Source organism: Nonomuraea sp. NPDC049152 (assembly GCF_040648355.1).
GTDB lineage: Bacteria > Actinomycetota > Actinomycetes > Streptosporangiales > Streptosporangiaceae > Nonomuraea.
In genome coordinates this window covers 1-2,327 of sequence record NZ_JBEZDO010000086.1, presented here as the reverse complement: position 1 = coordinate 2,327, position 2,327 = coordinate 1, and the positions used below count along the sequence as shown (strand labels likewise).

Genomic DNA, 2,327 nt, shown 5'->3' with positions numbered 1-2,327 from the left:
GCTACCTCGCCGGCCTCCATCTGCGCGCCTCAATGATCTGGGTCAAGCACCTCACCCGGACCACCACTTGATCACGACTCGATACGCGCCCTAGGTCGAGGCGTTTCCCCGAGAGGGGTGCGGCACTGGCAGGGTTCGGCCTGTCGATAAGGCTGGCCTCACCAGGTACACGGTGAGAATGGCAGTGGCGCCGCCACCTGGCGAACCTTTCGGAAGAGCGGGGGCTCGGGTCAGCTGGCAGAGTCGGTGAGGTGGTGGTGGGCCGTGGTGAGGGCCACGTCGACGTCGATACCGAGTTCGCGGACCGCGGCCGCGTAGGCGCGGGCGGCGTCGGCGAGGCGGGCGGTGCGTTCGCTTTCGGGTAGGCGGGGGATGTCGCGCACGACGGTGCCCTGGCCCGCGCGACCACGCAGGTAGCCTGCGGCCTCCAGTTCGCGGTAGGCACGAGCGACCGTCCCCGCTGCCAGGCCGAGGTCGTGGGCGAGTTGGCGGATGCTTGGGAGGCGAGCGCCGACCGCCAGCTTTCCGGTCCGGATCAGCGCGGCAATCTGGGCCCTAAGCTGCTCGTACGGCGGAGTGGCCGCGTCCGGATCGATCTCAACGATCACGCCGGGACCTTCGGGGCGGGGCGCGGCCGGGTCCGGATGCCGAACCAGGAGTACAGCGCCGCCAACACCATCGCGAAACCCAGCACGTTCATGACCCAGTTGAAAGGTTCCGGGGCGTCGAGGTCGAGCAGCATGGCCCACATCGCGTCGAGAGCCGCCAGGCACATCAGGGCCAATGACGCCCCACTGATGGTCTGCAGCGAGCTCGCCCGGATCCCGTCGTCGGCCTCGCCGAGGTCGGCGGCGCGCACCGGCCGGGGGCGCATCACGATGAACCGGCACGACAGCCACATGACTGCCGTGGCCAGCACGATGCCCGCCAGGTCGAGGATCACCTGGGACGATGGCACCTTGGCATGCCCGGCTTTGGGCCACACCTGGTAGATCCAGGTATGAACGCCCAGCGCCGCGACGATGAGAACCGTGCCCCAGCGCGCTCCCCAGGTCAGGCGGTCACCGGGTCTACGCACCACGAGGGTGGCTCGGCGCTGGCCTTCGGGCATTGGCAGGGACGTCCCGAACTCGGCAGCCATCGCACCCACCAGGTATCCGGTGACGCCCAGAAAGTAGTAGTAGCCGCTGCCGGAGGTGAACGCGCCGGCCGCGAGCCAGCCGACCGCCCCGCCGCCAGCCCGCCACCTGCTTGTTCTGGCCAGGTAGGCGGAGAGAATCGGTCTAGTACCGCAGGTGAGGGTGACGTCGTATTCGGTGGCGAAACGGGCGACCCGCCTCCCGGACACCGGCCGAAACCCGATCAGCAACACCAGGATGGGTACGACCAGCAATTCGACGAGCATCGCCGTCATCGGTGACATGGCAGACTCACCCCTTTGCCAACCAATGTACCAATACAACGATACATTTGCTACGTCGAGTTTGGCGTTGGGGCCAAGGCGCCATTGCCATTCTCACTGTGTACCCGGTGGGGCGGGCGAGCCTTCACCGAACCTGACCTCGGCCGCGTCCGCAAGGGCTGGTGACCTCGGCGTTCACCGAAGTCACCAGCCCTTCGCTTGCGGCCTCGGGGCAATCCAGGGTTGAGGATGAAGGAGGTGCCGGACTCGGTGACCTGGGTGGGGCGCAGCGGCCGCCATCCGCCGTCGAGCTTGGATGGCTCGGCCTCGATATCGACATCGATCATCCCGAAGAAGTTGATGTTCTCGCTGTGGCCGGGCGTGATGAACGACAGGAGCTCGTCGGGGACGTCGCGGCCCTGAGCGCGCAGCGCGGCGATCGCCTTGGAGTAGTACTCGGTCGTCCAGCAGATCACCGAGTTGGTCGGCAAGGACGCGGCCTCGTCCCGGATCGTCTCCTCAGTCAGGCGCTGACGATTCTGCCGGTAGAGCAGAACGCGCACGCGGCCTTCAAGGCCGCCGACCGCGTGTATGTCATGGACCGGGGCGAGATCCGGGTCCAGCCGAGATACGGGTAAAACCGGCCATGAGTCGATCTTGAGAACGTCAGGGCATGCCCGCCGCGGGTTCGGGTTGGGTACTCGATACCGGCGCCCGACTCTCCGCGACGGTTGGCGCAAAACGGGCCGCAGGACGGCGTAGCCACTGTTCAGAGGTTGTCTTGAATCTCAAACCGTCGCGAATCGCAGGAGATGCGAACTCGCGACGGGTCTGAGAGTGCGTTACGCGAGCTGATGTCCCTTTCGTCGTTGCGGTTGGATTAGGTCTACTGGTCGGCGATCCACCGTTCGGTCTACGGGCGCGG

3 protein-coding genes are annotated in these 2,327 nt (G+C 66.7%); all 3 read right to left on the bottom strand.

Translation table 11 applies throughout. From position 1 onward, the window contains the following. Positions 1-230: 230 nt before the first annotated feature. From AB0B45_RS51405 to AB0B45_RS51395, 3 genes are read right to left on the bottom strand one after another with little or no spacing between them, the layout of a single operon-like run. Positions 231-608, bottom strand: a complete 378-nt coding sequence (locus AB0B45_RS51405) for a GntR family transcriptional regulator (RefSeq protein WP_358146365.1) — start codon at positions 606-608, stop codon at positions 231-233. Further along, positions 605-1,414, bottom strand: coding sequence for a hypothetical protein (locus tag AB0B45_RS51400; RefSeq protein ID WP_358146363.1), 810 nt, complete (start codon positions 1,412-1,414; stop codon positions 605-607). Before AB0B45_RS51400 ends, AB0B45_RS51405 begins: the two co-directional genes overlap by 4 nt. Before the next feature lie 59 nt (positions 1,415-1,473). Beyond that, positions 1,474-1,965 (bottom strand): Tn3 family transposase, encoded by a 492-nt coding sequence (locus AB0B45_RS51395; protein ID WP_358146361.1) that lies wholly within the window; start codon positions 1,963-1,965, stop codon positions 1,474-1,476. Positions 1,966-2,327: the final 362 nt, after the last annotated feature.